The organism is Allobosea sp. 05T433, from assembly GCF_056396065.1.
In genome coordinates, this window is record NZ_JBFTKS010000022.1 from 113,023 (window position 1) to 129,462 (window position 16,440).

The following is a 16,440-nucleotide window of genomic DNA, read 5'->3' on the forward strand; positions in this document are numbered from 1 at the left end:
GCGAGGCGATGAAGCGGCCCCTGCAGCTCAGGCAAATCGAGGCCTTCAAGGCCGTCGTGGAGACGGGATCGGTGACGGCGGCCGCCAATGTCCTCGGCATCTCGCAGCCCTCCGTCAGCAAGCTCATCTCCCATCTCGAAGAGGATGCGGGCCTGCAGTTGTTCGAGCGCCTGCGCGGGCGCCTGGTCCCTTCGGAGAGGGGCATCCGCCTCTACGAGGAGGTCGACAGGACCTTCGCAGGCTTGCGGCAGATCGAGCGCGCCATCGATTCCATCCAGCGCGAAGACATCGGCCAATTGTCCGTCGGCGTGCTTCCGGCCTTGACGGGCCACCTGACGCAGCAGGCCACCAGCCGGTTCCTCGCGAAGCATCCGGACGCCTATGTGTCGATCCTGGGCCGCAGCTCGCAGGTCGTGATCGACTGGCTCGTCAGACGGCAGATCGATGTCGGCATCGTCAGCGCGCCGATGGAGAACCCGTATCTGAATGCGGTTCCGCTGACGACGCATTCGCTCGTCTGCATCATGCCGCGCGGCCATAGCCTCGCCAGCAAGCATGTCGTCACTCCTCAGGATATCACGGGGACTCCGTTCATCGCCCTGGCGTCGGAGAACAAGACGAGGGTGCAGATCGAAGCCAGGCTGGCCGAGCACCGCGTCCAGCCCCGTATCGTTGCCGATGCGAACCTGACCGGCACGATCTGCGAGTTCGTCGCCTCGGGGCTGGGGATCTCGATCCTCGATCCGGTGTTCGCCCACGCGGTCCGTGACCGCGTGGAGATCCGGCGCCTTTCCTTCGAGATCGAGACCGACCTTTGGCTCTGTTACCCACGCGAGGCGCGAAACAAGATCTTCGTGGAGACCTTCCTTCGCGTTGCGCAGGAGGCGATCGCGGCCATGATGGGCGAGGTCTTCAACGTTCTGCCAGGGTCGTGACCTCGGTGATCGGCAGCGACAGGTTCAAGGCGCCCTTGAGCGGATAGCCATAGTCGACCTTGCTGCTGCGCCCCCAGACCTGGAGGATGTCGTTGATCGGCACCGAGCAGACATCCTCGTGGATCTTGCGCTGCGCCTCATGCCAGAGGGCGATCTGCTTCGCCTGATCGGGCTCGTGCCTCGCGGAGTCGATCTCGGCATCGGCGACCGCGCAATGGGAGAAATTGGCCACCGCAGTCGGTTTGCCCACCGCCGATTTCGAGGCGTAGAACTCCGACAGATAGGTATCGGCCACCGGGAAGCGGGCCGCGCCGTAAAAGACCAGGGCGCTCGCATTCTTGCGGGTCTGGTCGTGATAGGTCGGATGGTCGACCACGTTGAGCTCAAGCTTGATGCCGACCTTGGCCAACTGGGCCTGGATGATCTCCATGGCCGGCAGATGGGCCGAGATGTTGGAGGTGGTCGCCCGGATCGTGACGCCGTTGGGATGTCCCGCTTCCTTCAGCAGGGCGGCCGCCTTGGCCGGATCGAACGTGTAGGCACCATAGGAGCAATCCGAGCCGAGATAGCCGTCCGGCACGACCGAGCAGCCGCGCGGGCCGACATCGACGCCGACGAAGCGCTCGATCTGGGCCGTGTCGATGGCATGGGCGAGTGCCTGCCGCACGCGAAGGTCGTCCAGCGGCGCGACCGTGCGGTTGATGTGGAGTGTGCGGTATTCGCCAGGCCGGAAGATGTCGACGACGACATTGCCGCGACGGCGGGCCTGATCGACCCATTTCTGCTCGCGCTTGGCGTAGAAGATGTCGAGCTCGCCCGAGGAATAGGCCAGTTCGCGGCTGCTGTCGGACGGGATGAAGCGGTAGTCGATGCCGTCGATCTTCGGCTGGCCGCGGAAATAGGCCGTGTTGGCGGCGAGCTTCACGCGCTGCTGCGTGATGTGCTCGACGAAGCTGAACGGCCCGGTGCCGACGGGGCTGGTGGCGAAGCGGTTGCCCAGCGCCTCGACCGCCTTGCGGCTGACGATGTATCCGCCGCGATAATTGCTGACCAGATTGAGGAAAGACGCGTCCGGCTCGCGCAGCGTGACCTTCACTGTATGGCTATCGAGGGCCTCGACGCCGACCATATTGGCGAGGCTTGCCRCGAAGGTGGAGGTGTCGCGGCTGGCGGCGCGTTTCAGCGAGAAGGCCACGTCGTCGGCCGTCAGCTCGCCCCAGTCGCCATGGAACTTGACGTTGCGGCGCAAGTGGAACGTCCAGGCCGTCTTGTCGTCCGAGGCCTCCCAGCGCTCGGCAAGGTCGGGTTCGAGATCGGCGGAGTCCGCACTGCCGGGCTTGAAGCGGACCAGGCCGTTGAAGATCCATGCGACGACGGACTGATCCGTCGTCGACACGGCGCGGTGCGGGTCCAGCGTCGCGATGTCCGTGCCGTTGGGGCTGATGCGCAGCACGGCGGCCTGAGCGGGGGCCTGCAAGGGCGCGACCGAGAAGGCTGCGGCCGTCGCCAGCGTCACGGCCATGATCCGGGCTTTCATTCCTGTCGTCCTCCTAGGTCTTGCAATGGGTGCCGCCGGTCGCCGGGCGCGGTTCTTCTGCGTGGCGGCTTCGGTCATCGGGACTGGGTCCGTGGGTCGGAGGCATCGCGCAGGGCGTCGCCGAGCAGATTGAGCGCCAGCACGGTCACCAGGATGGCCAGGCTCGGAAACACCGCGAGCCACCAGGCGTCGAGGATGTTCTCGAAGCCCTCGCGGATCATGCTGCCCCAGGTCGCGGTGGGCGGGGGAACGCCGAGCCCGATGAAGCTGAGGGACGCCTCCGTGCGGATCGCCGACGCCAGCCAGAGCGAGCTCATCACGACCACGTCCGACATCATGTTCGGCAGGATATGGCGCGTCATGATCCGGACCGGTCCGCAGCCATAGGAGCGGCAGGCCTCGACGAAATCGCGCTCGCGCAGCGAGATGGTCGGAGCCCGCGCGACCCGGGCAAAGGGCGCGATCTCGGTGACCGCGATCGCGATGATCAGGTTTTCCAGGCTGGCGCCCAGCATGGCGGCGATCATCAGGCCAAGCAGCAGGGTCGGGAAGGCGAGCATGACATCGAGCACGCCCATCACGATCTGATCGAACAGGCCGCCGATATAGCCGGAAATCACGCCGATCGTCGTCCCGACCAGCATGGCGACCAGGATCGCGGCGAAGCCGACGAAGAGCGAGACCCTTGCCCCGTAGATCAGGCGGGACAGGACATCGCGGCCAAAGCTGTCGGTGCCGAGCCAGTATTCGGCGGAGGGCGGTTCGAGGCGGGCGGCGATGTTCTGTTCGAGCGGGTCGTAGGGCGCGAGCCAGGGGGCGAGCAGCGCGACCAGGACGATCAGCGCCAGCAGGGCGAGCCCGATCCAGGCCAGCCTGTTCTGCGAGAGCGCCAGCCACAGGCGGCCGGGCCTGCTTTCCAGGGAAGGAGCCGCAGCGGCGCTCATGAGTATTTCACCCTGGGATCGACGAGGCCATAGGCCAGGTCCGTCAGCGTGTTCACGGCGATGACGCAGATGGCGAAGATGATCATCAGCCCCTGAAGCAGCGTGTAGTCGCGCGAGTGGAGAGCGCCGAGGATCAGCTTCCCCAGCCCGGGGCGGTTGAAGATGATCTCGGTCAGGACCGAATTGCCGATCAGGGTGCCGAAATAGAGACCGACCACGGTGATGATCGGGATCAGGCTGTTGCGCAGCGCGTGCCGGGCGACGAGCCGGACCGGGCCGACTCCTTTGGCGCGGGCGGTGCGGATGTAATCCTCGGTGAGGACACCCAGCATCGCAGCGCGCGTCACCCGCATGACATAGGCGGTCATGATCAACCCGAGATTGAGCGCCGGCAGCGCCAGGCCCCGCAGGTGCTCGGCGAAGCTCTGACGGCCGCCGGAACCGCCGAGCACGGGGAACCAGCCGAGCTGGATCGCGAATACGATCAGCATCAGGATGCCGGAGACGAAGGCGGGAAAGGACAGGCCGATCAGCGAGACGACGCGTGAGACGTAGTCGAGCCAGCCGTTGCGGCTCAGTGCCGCCGCCACGCCCAGAGGCAGGCCGAAGAGGAGGCCGATCACGATCGCGGCTGCCGTCAGCTCGATCGTCGACGGCAGCACCTGCCTGACTTCCTCGATGACGCTGCGACCGCTGCTCAACGACTGGCCGAGATCGCCGCGGGCGACGTTAAGCAGGAACGAGACGTATTGGACGTAGACCGGCTGGTCGAGACCGAGCTTCGCCCGGAGCGCGGCGAGCGAGGCCGCACTGGCCTGGTCGCCGAGAACGACCTGCGCGGCATCGCCGGGAACCATCCGGACGAGGACGAAGATCGCCGTCAACATGACCAGCAACGTCGGGATGGCGAACAGCAGGCGCCTGAGGACGAAGCCCGTCATGGCGATGGATCGATCTCGGTCGAAGGCTGCGACCTGGTGGAAAACAGCGGTCCGCGCCCCGGTCGCGAGAGCAAGGCCACGTCTTGAATCGCTCCGATGGTGCCCGGAAAATGCATGAGGCTTAGCGGCCCGGCCCATCGGGAAGAACACGCCCTTGGCGCATGCCCGTTCGTGATCAGCGGTTCCAAAATCGATCCATACCTGAGCTTGCACCGTGTCAGCGAACTTTGGAGGGGAGTCGATTATTCGTCAAAGTCGTTTTTCTGCCTAAGCCATTCTGCAAAGCTATGGCATCCGCGCGGTGTCTTCTGCCTTGGCGGCCACTCTCCACATCAGCCGGATCGTGATTCAGCGTGTCCGGCCGGGCCACAGTGGAACCCGGCCATCCCCGTTCGATTGCCAAGCGCGAATCGACGACATGTGGCAGATTGGGACGGCTTCTTCCGCCGACCAGGATTTTTGGCTCCGTTTCCATGACCCGCGACATCGCTGCGCGACGGCATCGCATCATCCTCGACAGTCTCGAACGACAGGAATCGATCAGCGTCGAGGAACTGGCCCTGTCGCTCGACGTCTCCCGCGAGACGATCCGGCGCGACCTCAAGGCCTTGTCGGCCGAGGGGCTGCTCGCTGTCGTTCATGGCGGAGCGATCCGGGCCGAGCGTTCGGAAGCCTCCTTCGCCAGCCGCCGGACCGTGAACCGCACGGGCAAGGACCTGATCGCCATGCTCGCCGCCTCCATGCTGGGCGACGGCATGACCATTCTGCTCGATTCCGGCACCACGACCGAGGCCGTGGTGCGCGCGCTGGCGCGGTCGGACCGGAAGCGGCTGGTCGTGCATACCACGTCGCTCGAGAATGCGCGGCTGGCCAGCCGGCTGCCGGGCGCCCGCGTCTTCCTGATCGGTGGCGAATTCGACCCCAACGAGGATGCGACCTCGGGCACGGAGGCCCTGCGGGCGATCGGGCGCCTTTCGGCGGATGTCTCCTTCGTCAGCGTCGGCGGCGTCGACACGGAAGGGCGGCTGACCGACTACACGCGCGCCGGAGCAGCCATCCGAAGCGCTCTCCTGAACGCGGCGGAGCAAGGCTTCCTGATGGCCGACAGCAGCAAGTTCGGCCTTGTCCTTCCCAGCCGGATCGGCGGCGACGAAACCTGCGCGGGACTGCTGGTCGACCGGCTTCCGCCGGACCCGATCGCCGCGAACCTCACCAGGAACGGAGTGCGTCTGCTCGTTTCCTGATTTTGCCCGTTTTGTGGTTTTTTGTTGTTTTGTGGATTTTGCCTGCTAGGCTGCCTCCATCGCGGAGGCGCTCATGTCCATTCCCACCCACTCTCGTGTCGTCATCATCGGCGGCGGTATTGTCGGCTGCTCCGTCGCCTATCATCTGACCAAGCTCGGCTGGCGCGATGTGCTCCTGCTTGAGCAGGGGCGCCTGTCCTCGGGCACCACCTGGCACGCGGCCGGCCTGGTCGGGCAGCTGCGTAGCCAGTCGAGCATGACGCGCCTGATCCGCTATTCCACCGAGCTCTACGCGTCGCTGGAGCAGGAGACCGAGCTCGCCACCGGCTGGAAACGCTGCGGCTCGGTTTCGGTCGCTCGCACGCCCGAACGCATGACACAGCTGCGCCGGACCATTTCGGCGGCGCGCGCTCAAGGGGTGGAGATCGAGGAGCTGAGCCCGAAGGAGGCCGGCGAGAATTGGCCGGTGATGCGCACCGACGATCTCGTCGGCGGCGTCTGGCTCCCCGGCGACGGCAAGGCGAACCCGTCCGACATCACCCAGGCGCTGGCGCGCGGCGCCCGTAGCCGCGGCGCAATCGTGCGCGAGGGGATCCGCGTCACCGGCATCGAGACTGAGAAGGGCCGGGTGAGGGCGGTGCAGACCGATCAGGGCCGGGTCGAATGCGAGGTCCTGGTGATCTGCGCGGGCCAATGGTCACGCGCGGTCGGGCAGATGTGCGGCGTGTCGGTGCCACTGCATTCGGCCGAGCACATGTACATCGTCACCGGCAAGATCGAGGGCGTGACGCCGGACCTGCCGGTGATGCGCGATCCCGATGGCTACACCTACTACAAGGAGGAGGTCGGCGGCCTGGTGATGGGCGGCTTCGAGCCCGACGCGAAACCCTGGGGCATGGACGGCATCCCCTATCCGTTCGAGTTCCAGCTCCTGCCCGATGACTGGGACCAGTTCGCCATCCTGATGGAAAACGCGCTGCAGCGCGTGCCGGCCCTGGAGACGGCCGAGATCAAGACCTTCCTCAACGGTCCCGAGAGCTTCACGCCGGACAACAATTTCCTTCTGGGCGAGGCTCCGGAAGTGGCGGGTGTCTATATCGGCGCCGGCTTCAACTCGATGGGGATCGCCTCTGCCGGCGGCGCCGGCAGCGCGCTGGCCGAATGGATCGTCGCGGGCGAGGCCACGAGCGATCTCTGGCCCGTCGACATTCGCCGCTTCGCGAGGTTCAACAACAATCCGGCCTGGCTGAAGGATCGCATCAAGGAGACGCTTGGCCTTCACTACGCCATGCCCTGGCCGAACCGCGAACTCGATACCGCAAGGCCCTTCCGCCGCTCGCCGCTCTATGAGCGCCTGGCCGCCAAACAGGCTGTCTTCGGCTCCAAGATGGGGTGGGAACGCGCGAATTATTTCGCCCGCACCGAGGATGAGCGCAGGATCAGCTATTCCTTCGGGCAGCAGAACTGGTTCGAAACGGTCGCCGCGGAGCATCGAGCCTGCCGCGAGACGGCGGGGCTTGTGGACATGAGCAGCTTCGCCAAATTCCTGCTGCAGGGTCCGCAGGCCGAAGCGGCCTTGCAGCGCCTCTCCGCCAACGATGTCGCGGTTCCGGTGGGCAGCTCGGTCTACACGGCCTTGCTCAACGCGCGCGGCACCTTCGAAAGCGACCTGACGGCCGCCCGCATCGCGCCCGACACCTACCTGCTCCTGACCGGCACCGCCCAGGCGACGCGCGACGCGCACTGGATCAGGCGCCAGCTTCCGGAGGGAGCGACGCTGACGGACGTGACATCGGCCTATGCCGTGCTCTCGCTGGCCGGCCCGAAGGTCGTCGAGATCCTCGCTCGCGTCTCGCCCGTCTCCTTCGATCCCGTCGATTTCCCCGCCAACGCGATCCGGCAGATCACCATCGGCTATGCCACGACCTGGGCTTGCCGCCGCTCCTATCTGGGGGAGGGCTTCGAACTCTACGTGCCCGCGGAATTCGCAGCCGCGATCTACGATATGCTGCACGAGGCCGGAGCCGCTCTCGGTCTCGTCGATGTCGGATACTACGCGGTCGACTCGCTGCGCATCGAGAAGGGCTTCCGCGCCTGGGGACGCGAGCTGACGCCCGACGTCAATCCCTACGAGGCTGGCCTCGGCTTCGCCGTGAAGCTGAACAAGGGCGATTTCATCGGCCGCGACGCCCTCACCATTGCCCGCGCGGCGCCGCGCACCAAGCGGCTGGTCGCGCTTGTCGGCCCCCGTCCGAACGGTCAGATGGCCTGGGGCGGCGAGGCGATCCTGGCCGATGGCAGGCCGGTCGGCGAGATCACCTCCGCGGCCTTCGGCGCAACCCTCGGCGGAATCGTCGCGCTCGGCTGGGCTGAAAGCCACGAGCCGATCGACCAGGCCTGGCTCGATGCGCGCAACTGGACGATCGATCTCGCGGGCACGGCGATCCCCGTCACGGCGAGCCTCGCCGCACCGCTCGACCGCGGGCAGGCGCGCGGAGCCTGAGGGGATGACCGATCTCACGCCGCTCGCCCCCGCCATTCCCAGGGATATCGTCCTGCGCAAGCCCGCCCGTGTCCTCAACCTCGCCTGCGAGGACCGGCCGGGAATCGTGCATGCCGTCAGCGGCGTGCTCTACCGGCACGGCTGCAACATCCTGGAAAGCGCGCAGTTCAGCGATCCGCGCGACGGCCGCTTCTTCATGCGCGTTGCCTTCGCCGCCGGCGACCGCTTCGACGTCACGGCGTTCCGGCGTGAGTTCGACGGCGTGGCCGGCACCTTTCAGATGAGCTGGGACGCGGTCGATACGGCCCGTCCGGCCCGCGTCCTGCTGATGGTGTCACGCTTCGGCCATTGCCTGAACGATCTGCTCTTCCGCCAGGCGACGGGGAACCTCAACATCACGATTCCCGCGATCGTCTCGAACCATCGGGATTTCGAGCCGCTGGCGCAGAATTACGGCATCCCGTTCCACTATCTGCCGGTCACGGCGGAGACCAAGGCGGAGCAGGAGGCAAGGCTGCTGGAGTTGGTTGCGCAGACCGATGCGTCGCTGGTCGTGCTCGCCCGCTATATGCAGGTGCTCTCCAACGATCTCTGCCGTGCGCTCGACGGGCGGGCGATCAACATCCACCATTCCTTCCTGCCGAGCTTCAAGGGCGCCAGGCCCTACCATCAGGCCTATGATCGCGGCGTGAAGCTGATCGGCGCGACGGCCCATTACGTCACCCCGGATCTCGACGAAGGCCCGATCATCGACCAGGACGTCGCGCGCGCCGATCATTCGCTGGCTCCCGACGATCTCGTCAGCGTCGGGCGCGACATCGAGGCGGTCGTCCTGGCGCGTGCGCTGCGCCTGCATATCGAGCGGCGGGTGATGCTGGCCGGCCGGCGGACCGTCATTTTTCGCTAGAGCGTCGGCCCGAAAGGTGGATTGCGGTTTTCGGGGCAAAGCCGATGCAAAGACAAAGGGTTAGATCATCGGGCTGGATACGATGTCCGGTCCGATGATCTAGTGCGTTTCCGGTGAAAATCGGATTCACCTGCAATCCCTTAGCCCTTTGTCTTCACGCAATTCCGGAGGCAAAGCCGCGACGCAGTCTTGCTGGCATTGCTCCAGGAGCCCCCCATCACGCCCGTTCCGGGCGTCGGCGGTCCGGTAACGGTCACCATGCTGCTGGTGAACACGGTGGAGTGCGGGAGCAGGATGATTTCATCGCACCCGAAGAGTGGGCAAGCCGCAAGTGCGCTCACTCGGCCGCCCGCATCAGGCGGCTTCCCATCAGGGCTCCCCGCTGTTCGAGAAGTCCGTGCACGGTGGCGGCGATATGGGCGTCGATGCGCTTCAGATCGCGCGCGATATCAAGCTGGAGCGCGCTGACGATCACCGCTTCGCGGCTGCCGGTGCGCATCTCGGCGAGATGGGCCTCGATCGCTTCCCGCTCCAGTTCGCGGAAGGTTTCCTTCTCGCGCACGATCCGGCGCGCGGTGGCTTCGTCCTGCGAGATGAAGACCGTGAGCGCCAGGCGCAGGTGATCCCGCAACCGGTCATGGGTATCGGCGATGCGGGCAAGCGCGTCCTCGGGCAACCGGCGCTGGTCGCGGATGCGCTTGCCGGCCATCTGCATCAGGTTCTTCTCGATGATGTCGCCGATATGCTCGAGATTGATCGCCAATGTCAGCACCTCCGAGAGCCGGTGCTCGTCGGATCGCGACAGCGTCTCATGCGCGATCGCGCCGACATAGAGCTGGATCTGGTTATAGAGGTTGTCGAGCACGTCGTCGGCACGGCTGACCTCGGCCACCCGGGCCGGATCGTCGCCCTCGAACGCCATCAGCGACGTCTTCAGCATCCCGTCGACGACATCGGCCATATGCAGCACCTCGCGGGTCGCATTGGCGAGCGCGAGCGTCGGCGTCGTGAGCGCTGCGGTGTCGAGATAACGCGGACGCGAGGGGTCGGCTTCCGGCGCGGGATCGGGCAGCAGGCGTGTCAGAATGCCCGCGAAAGCCGGCAGCGGGACAAGGAAGAGCACAGCCATCACGATGTTGAAGGCAAGGTGGAACAGCGCCGCCGATTGCGCCGGATGGCTCGCGAACCGCTCCACGACCGGTGTCAGCACGGGCAGAAGCAACAGGCCGGCCGTGCAGCCCAGGATGCGGTTGGCGAGGTTGCCCACCGGCACGCGCCTGGCCGCGGCATTCCCGTTCATGGCCTGAACCAGGGGATTGAGCGCCGTGCCGAGATTGCAGCCCATCACCATCGCCAGCATGGTCTGGGTTCCCACGACCCCGGTCGCGGCAAGGCTCATCACGACCAGAATCGCCGCAAGCGAGGAATGGGCGGCAAAGCTGAGCACCGCGGCCAGGAGCAGGGCGATCAGCGGATCGCCCGAGAGCGCGCCGAGAACCGCGCGCAGCACCTGCGAGTGCTCGACCGGCGCCATGGTGGCCTGCATCAGGCGAAGCGACAGCAGCATCAGGCCCAGCCCGAACAGCGCCTTCGCCATTTCATTGGCGGCCAACCGGCCGAAGCGGCGCATGCCGAGATAGCCGACGAGGAGCAGGAGCGGCACCATCATGCTGGTGTCGAAGCCGACGAACTGGACGATCAGCGTCGTCCCGACATTGGCGCCGAGCATCATCGCCAGGGCCGGCGCCAGCGCGATCAAACCGGCGCCGGAGAACGAGGCGATCATCATCGCGGTCGCCGTGCTGGATTGCAGGCCGGCCGTCACCATGAGACCCGCGCCGAAGGCCCGCCAGCGACTGTCGAGACCTGTCGCCAGCAACGCGCGCAAGCGGCTGCCGAAGGCGGCCGAAACGCCTGCCGTCACCAGCTGCACGCTCCAGAGCAGCAGGGCGACCTCGCCGGCGAGCGCAAGCAGGATCTGGGTTGGCGTCTGCGCTGCCATGATCACGTTCTCCCGCGCGCCGCTAAACCATCGGCCCAAAAAGTGGATTGCAGTTTTCGGGAAGGCCGATGCGAACACAGAAAGGCTGGATCATCGGCCCGAAAAGTGGATTGCGGTTTTCGGGAAAGCCGATGCGCCACAGAAGGCTGGATCATCGGACCGGATACGATATCCGGCCCGATGATCTAGCGTTGCCGCCAGTGCTGCAGGCGGCCGAAGACCAGGCGGTCGAGGCCGGCATGGGCGAGTTTCACGGCAATGGCCGTGAACATGATGATGCTTGCCATGCCCGCCGCCGACGCCATGGCGCCGGCCTCATCCATATGGACGATCGCGATCGAGGCGAGCTTGGTGTCGGCGCCATAGAGGAAGATCACGGCGGAGACCGTGGTCAATGCGTTGACGAAGACATAGACCGCGATGTCGAGGATAGCCGGCATGCAGATCGGCGCCGTCACCCGGCGGAACGTCGACCAGAACGGCACCTTGAGCGAGGCGGAAACCGACTCGAACTCGCTGTCGAGCTGCTTCAGGCTCGTCAGCGCCGTGATGTGCCCGACCGTGTAGAAATGGGCGATGGTGTTGATCACGAGGATCGTCAGCGTCCCGTACAGGAAGCCGAGCGGATTCCAGCCCGCATTGAAGAAGAAGACATAGCCCAGGCCGAGCACCAGGCCGGGCACGGCCATCGGCAGCATGGCCAGGAACTGGGCGAAGGCGCGCAGCCGCGGGTAGAGCTTCACCTTCTCGATCAGATAGGCGCCGGTGAAGATCAGTGCCGTGCCGATCACCGCCGTCAGGGACGCGAGCAGCAACGAGTTGGCATAGGTCTTCCAGCCATCCGGCTCGACCGCGGCGAAGTTGTAATTGCTCAAGGTCAGGGACAGGTTGTAGGGCCAATACTTGACGAAGGAGCCCCAGAAGGCGATCGCGTAGGGGCTGACGATCGCGAAGGCGATCACGCCGACGAAGCCGAGCAGGGCGAGATCGCGGCGCCGGTCAGGGCGCGGCACGTAGGGAACGGCGCGGGCCGAGAGCATGGCGCCCTGGCGCCGCTGCACCACGCGGTCGACGAAGAAGGCCAGCACCGCCGGCACCAGCAGGATGATGCCGACCACGGCGCCCATCGGGAAATTCTGCTGGCCGACGACCTGCTTGTAGGCGTCGGTCGCCAGCACGTTGAACTGCCCGCCGATCACCTTGGGAATGCCGAAATCGGTGATGACCAGCGTGAAGACGACGAAGACGGCGCTGATCACGCCGTAGCGTGCGCCGGGAAGGGTGATCGTCCGGAAAATGCGCCAGCGCGAGGTGCCCATCGCGTCGGCCGCTTCGCGCAGCCGGCCGTCCGAAAGGGCGAGCGCCGTGACGAGGATCAGCGTGGCGTGCGGAAAGCTGTATAGCGTCTCCGCCGCGATGATGCCGACCGGGCCGTAGAGCGAGGCGCCCATCATCCAGGACTTGAGCAGCCCCTGGTTGCCGAAGACATAGATCAGCGCGAGGCCCGACAGCAGGGACGGCGCGAAGACAGGGATCATCGCCGCCGCATAGAAGACGCCCTTGGCGGGAATGCAGCTGCGGCGCAGCGCATAGGCGTAGAGGAAGGCGAGGGGCACCACGATGACCGTGGTCGCACTGGCGACCGCGAGGCTGTTGAGCAGCGAAAAGAACAGCGTCGGCGTCGTCGCATAGCTGACGAAATTTGCCAGGCCGACGAAGTTCCCGTGCGTATCCTCGAGACTCTTGGAGAGCAGCGCCCAGAGCGGCAGGGCGATGATCAGGACCAGGACCGCGCAGAGCGCGACGATCAGGACCCCGGCGACATGGCGCTCGCTGATCCGCACCGGCGATACCTTCACGGACGCATCGATCATCGTCAGCCGTGGTGCGAGGTCGCTCATCGTGCGCCCCCCGCAAAGACATGCAGGGCCTCGGGCGGAAAAGCGACGGTGCAGACCTGTCCCGCCGTGATGCCGAGATCGCGCATCGCATTGGTCGAGAAATCGGCCGCGATCCGGGTCGAACGGGAGCTGGTCGGCTCGAGATGCGCCCGGCAATAGGAGCCGAGGAAAGCGAGATCCCCGATCCGCGCCTCGAATCGGTTGGGCGTATCCTCACCGATGCTGCGGGTGCGAACCTCCTCCGGTCGCATGGCCAGCCGCACCGGCGTCCCCACGGCGAAGGGGGTGGCATTGGCGACGAGCAGGTCGAGCTCGTCGACACGGACCCGGCCCGGCCCGGTCACGATCGCATCCATGAAGGTCATGTGCCCGACGAAGTCGGCGACGAAGGGCGTGGCGGGGCGCCGGTAGATCTCTTCGGGCGTGCCGACCTGCTCGACTTCACCGTCCCGCATCACGACGATGCGGTCTGCCATCGCGAGCGCCTCCTCCTGGTCATGCGTCACCATGATCGTGGTCACGCCGAGCCGCTGCTGCAGCGAGCGCATTTCGTCGCGCAGGCGCACCCGTACCTTGGCGTCGAGGGCCGAAAGCGGCTCGTCGAGCAGCAGCAGCTCCGGCGAGGTGGCAAGCGCGCGCGCCAGCGCCACGCGCTGCTGCTGCCCGCCCGAAAGCTGGAGCGGATATTTCTTGCCCTGCTCGGGCAGGCCGACGAGCGTCAGCAGCTCCTCGACGCGGCGCGCGATCTCGGCAGACGAGCGACGCCGGTTGACGAGGCCGTAGCCGATATTGTCGGTGACGGTGAGATTGGGGAAGAGCGCGTAGGACTGGAAGACGATCCCGAAGTCGCGCTCCGACGGGCTGGCCCGCGACACGTCGCGCCCGCCCATGAGGATGGTGCCGCCATCCTGCTGGTCGAGGCCGGCGATGGCCCGCAGCAATGTCGTCTTGCCGCAGCCCGACGGTCCGAGAAAGCAGACGAACTCGCCGCGGCGGATGTCGAGATCGATATCGTGCAACGCCCGGAACGCGCCGTAATTCTTGGCGAGGTCGCGGATCGAGAGAAACGGGGGCGCAGTCGTGGACATGATGCCGACCTTCATCTGAACAGGCAGTGATCAGGCTCGCCGGCAACGGCGAGGCCGCACTCTTGCGTGGTGCACGGACTTGCTTCGTGAACGGACTTGCGTCTTGCACAGACCACGCCGCCGGCCGCTCGCGCGGGCCGGCGGCGTGGCAAAGGCTCAGTTCTTCGGCGCCGACTTCGACTCGTAGCGCTTCGACCATTCGGCGAGCACGCGCTCGCGATTATCGGCCATCCAGCTGAGGTCGTTCTTGATCATCCCCGCTTCGGCATTGACGGGATAGTTGGCCGGCTTGTTCTCGACACCCGGCGCAGCCACGATGGCGTAGGTCTGCGAGTAGAGCTCGTTCGCCGCCTTGGTCGTCGACCAGTCGGCGATCTTCTTGGAGACGGCGAGGTTCTTGCTGCCCTTGACGATGGCGCTGGCTTCCATTTCCCAGCCCACGCCCTCCTTCGGAATCACGACCTCGATCGGTGCGCCCTTGGTTTTCTCGGACGCGCCGCGCATGTCGAGCGCCAGACCGATGGTGCGCTCGCCGCGGGCTGCCTGGACGCAAGGGGCGGAACCGGAATGGAGATAGGCGCCGATATTCTCGTGCAGCCCGTCCATGAACTTCCAGCCTTCGGCTTCGCCCATGCTCTGCAGCCAGCCGGCGACCATCAGATAGCCGGTGCCGGAGGAGGCCGGATGGGGCATCACGATCTTGCCCTTGAACGCCGGGTTGAGCAGGTCCTTCCACGAGGCCGGCACGGGCACGCCCTTGGCCTCGGCCGTATTGTAGCACACGACGCCGAGATAGGCGTCCATGCCGGTCCAAGTATAGGGGCTGTTGGGATCGCGGAAGACCGGCTTCAGCGCATCGGCGCCGGCCGGCTTGTAGGTTTCCAGCAGCCCGGCCTTCTCGAACATCAGCAGGCTGGACGCCGCGAGCCCCATCACCATATCAGCCCGCGGATTGTCCTTTTCGGCCAGGAAGCGGGCGGTGATGACGCCGGTGGAGTCGCGGACCCAGACCACCTCTGCGTCCGGCACGGCCTTCTCGATCGAGGCCTTGAACGGTCCGAGCTGGTCGTTCTCCAGTGCTGTGTAGATCGTTACCTTCGTCTTCTGCGCCAGGGCGACGCCGGGCAGTGCGAGCGCGAATGCCCCGATGACGCAGGAAGCAAGCCAGTTCTTCATCTTCTCATCCCCTCGTGGTGATCGATTAGAGCGCTCTTTCGGCGTTTTCCCCTGAGATCGTAAAACACAGGCGGATCGCTCCGCCTGTGCTGGTCTTCTTCGTCATGCGGTCCAGGGCAGGGACCAGGTCTTGACGTTGGTGAAGCTCTTCATGGCTTCGACGACGCCCTCCTTGTAGCCGAGGCCTGAATCCTTGATGCCGCCGAAGGGCGACATCTCGATGCGGTAGCCGGGAACCTCCCAGAGGTTGACGGTGCCGACCTCGAGYTCCGCGACATGATCGGGATCACCGGGCCGAAGGTTTCCTCATGCACSAGCTCGCAGGYGTAGGGGATGCGGTCGACCACGGTCGGRTGGAAGAGCGCRCCCTCGGCCCGCTGGCCGTAGAGCACTTCGGCGCCTTGCGTCACGGCGTCGTCGACGCGGSCCTGGAAGAGCGCGGCCGAGCGGGCGTTGATGACGGTGCCGACATCGGTTGCCGGATCCATCGGGTTGCCGCATTTCAGCGTCTTCGCCTTCTCGACGACCAGTTTGGCGAAGGCGTCGGCGACGCTCTCGACCACCAGGATGCGCTTCACCGCGGTGCAGCGCTGGCCGGARTTCTTGGTCGCACCAGTGACCGCRAGCTCGGCCGCCTTGTCGAGGTCGGCATCCTCCATGACGATCAGCGGGTCGTTGCCGCCGAGTTCGAGCACGATGCGCTTGTAGCCGGCGGTATTGGCGATGTGCTTGCCGACCCGGACCGAGCCGGTGAAGGTCACCAGATCCGCATCGGGATCGGTGATCATCGCATCGCCCATGGTCGAGGGRTTGCCGGTGACGACCGAGAGCATCTCGGGCGGCAGSCCGGCCTCGTAGAGCACGTCGGCCAGTGCCAGCGCGGTCAGCGGCGTCAGCTCKGTCGGCTTCAGCACGAGGCGGTTATTGGTGGCGATCGCCGGCGCCAGCTTGTGGCTGACCATGTTGAGCGGGTGGTTGAACGGCGTGATCGCCGAGATCACGCCGAGCAAGGGCTGGCGCGTCGTGAAGATCTTGCGCGCCTTGCCGTTCGGCGAGATGTCGCAGGAGAACATCTCGCCATCATCCTTGATGGTGAGCTGGGCCGCAAAGGACCAGACGTCATAGGCCCGGCTCGCCTCATAGAGCGAATCCTTCCAGCACAGCCCGGCTTCGGCCGTGATCAGCCGGGCGAACTCGTCCTTGCGGTCGCGCAGCAGCTCGGCCGTCTTCTGCAGGATCTGCTGGCGCTCATAGCGGGTCAG

11 protein-coding genes and 1 pseudogene are annotated in these 16,440 nt (G+C 65.9%); 4 read left to right on the top strand and 8 right to left on the bottom strand.

Annotated features, from left to right (window positions below; all coding sequences use genetic code 11):
• Window positions 1–8 precede the first annotated feature (8 nt).
• Window positions 9–935 carry a LysR substrate-binding domain-containing protein gene (locus AC1DGP_RS25525; protein WP_476770426.1) on the top strand — a complete coding sequence of 309 codons (927 nt, stop codon included), beginning with the start codon at window positions 9–11 and terminating at the stop codon, window positions 933–935.
• Here the strand turns inward: AC1DGP_RS25525 and AC1DGP_RS25530 are convergent.
• The 3 genes from AC1DGP_RS25530 to AC1DGP_RS25540 all read right to left on the bottom strand — a co-directional run bounded on the left by AC1DGP_RS25530 (window position 913) and on the right by AC1DGP_RS25540 (window position 4,357).
• Window positions 913–2,472, bottom strand: coding sequence for an ABC transporter substrate-binding protein (locus tag AC1DGP_RS25530; RefSeq protein WP_476832643.1), 1,560 nt, complete (start codon window positions 2,470–2,472; stop codon window positions 913–915). The genes AC1DGP_RS25525 and AC1DGP_RS25530 overlap by 23 nt on opposite strands.
• Before the next feature lie 74 nt (window positions 2,473–2,546).
• Entirely contained in the window at window positions 2,547–3,416 is an 870-nt protein-coding gene (locus AC1DGP_RS25535) for an ABC transporter permease (protein ID WP_476770428.1), read from the bottom strand.
• Window positions 3,413–4,357: an ABC transporter permease gene (locus AC1DGP_RS25540; RefSeq protein WP_476770429.1), complete on the bottom strand. Its 945-nt coding sequence runs from the start codon at window positions 4,355–4,357 to the stop codon at window positions 3,413–3,415. Before AC1DGP_RS25540 ends, AC1DGP_RS25535 begins: the two co-directional genes overlap by 4 nt.
• A 473-nt stretch (window positions 4,358–4,830) precedes the next feature.
• Between AC1DGP_RS25540 and AC1DGP_RS25545 the strand changes: the two genes are divergently transcribed.
• The 3 genes from AC1DGP_RS25545 to purU all read left to right on the top strand — a co-directional run bounded on the left by AC1DGP_RS25545 (window position 4,831) and on the right by purU (window position 9,011).
• Window positions 4,831–5,601, top strand: coding sequence for a DeoR/GlpR family DNA-binding transcription regulator (locus AC1DGP_RS25545; protein ID WP_476832644.1), 771 nt, complete (start codon window positions 4,831–4,833; stop codon window positions 5,599–5,601).
• 73 nt (window positions 5,602–5,674) lie between these two features.
• Window positions 5,675–8,104 (top strand): GcvT family protein, encoded by a 2,430-nt coding sequence (locus tag AC1DGP_RS25550; RefSeq protein ID WP_476832645.1) that lies wholly within the window; start codon window positions 5,675–5,677, stop codon window positions 8,102–8,104.
• Window positions 8,105–8,108: 4 nt separating this feature from the next.
• Window positions 8,109–9,011, top strand: a complete 903-nt coding sequence (purU, locus tag AC1DGP_RS25555; RefSeq protein ID WP_476770879.1) for a formyltetrahydrofolate deformylase — start codon at window positions 8,109–8,111, stop codon at window positions 9,009–9,011.
• Window positions 9,012–9,348: 337 nt separating this feature from the next.
• Here the strand turns inward: purU and AC1DGP_RS25560 are convergent, their stop codons facing one another.
• From AC1DGP_RS25560 to AC1DGP_RS25580, 5 genes and pseudogenes are all read right to left on the bottom strand, one after another.
• Window positions 9,349–11,013 carry a Na/Pi cotransporter family protein gene (locus AC1DGP_RS25560; RefSeq protein ID WP_476832646.1) on the bottom strand — a complete coding sequence of 555 codons (1,665 nt, stop codon included), beginning with the start codon at window positions 11,011–11,013 and terminating at the stop codon, window positions 9,349–9,351.
• A 185-nt stretch (window positions 11,014–11,198) separates the two neighbouring features.
• A complete protein-coding gene (locus tag AC1DGP_RS25565; protein WP_476832647.1) occupies window positions 11,199–12,914 on the bottom strand; it encodes a putative 2-aminoethylphosphonate ABC transporter permease subunit in 1,716 nt (571 codons plus the stop codon).
• The gene (locus AC1DGP_RS25570) at window positions 12,911–14,002 is read right to left on the bottom strand and encodes a putative 2-aminoethylphosphonate ABC transporter ATP-binding protein (protein WP_476832648.1); all 1,092 of its coding nucleotides are present in this window, start codon (window positions 14,000–14,002) and stop codon (window positions 12,911–12,913) included. Before AC1DGP_RS25570 ends, AC1DGP_RS25565 begins: the two co-directional genes overlap by 4 nt.
• Window positions 14,003–14,158: 156 nt before the next feature.
• Window positions 14,159–15,178, bottom strand: a complete 1,020-nt coding sequence (locus tag AC1DGP_RS25575) for a putative 2-aminoethylphosphonate ABC transporter substrate-binding protein (RefSeq protein ID WP_441509085.1) — start codon at window positions 15,176–15,178, stop codon at window positions 14,159–14,161.
• A gap of 102 nt (window positions 15,179–15,280) precedes the next feature.
• Window positions 15,281–16,440, bottom strand: a pseudogene (locus AC1DGP_RS25580) (aldehyde dehydrogenase family protein); the annotation flags it as partial.